The organism is Comamonas sp. B-9 (assembly GCF_000410635.1).
Classification (GTDB): domain Bacteria; phylum Pseudomonadota; class Gammaproteobacteria; order Burkholderiales; family Burkholderiaceae_C; genus Comamonas.
The window spans coordinates 463-672 of record NZ_KE148660.1 but is presented as its reverse complement, the minus strand read 5'-3'; the positions used below and the strand labels follow the sequence as shown (position 1 = coordinate 672).

The following is a 210-nucleotide window of genomic DNA, read 5'->3' as shown; positions in this document are numbered from 1 at the left end:
CGGAGCGCGTGCACCGCATCATGGTGGCCGTGCCACCCGCACCGCCACCGCCCCAGGGCTACCCGGTGCTCTACCTGCTTGACGGCAACCTGCTGTTCACGCCCACCGCGCAGCTGATGCGCAACCGCTTTGCGCGCGGGCCCTCGGTGCCCACGCAAGGCGCCGTGGTCGTCGGCCTGGGCTATGCCGACAGCCAGGTGCTGGACCTTG

At 71.4% G+C, this 210-nt stretch carries 1 pseudogene; it reads left to right on the top strand.

What is annotated here, in order from left to right:
* Positions 1–210 (top strand): annotated as a pseudogene (locus tag H928_RS29400) (alpha/beta hydrolase); the annotation flags it as partial.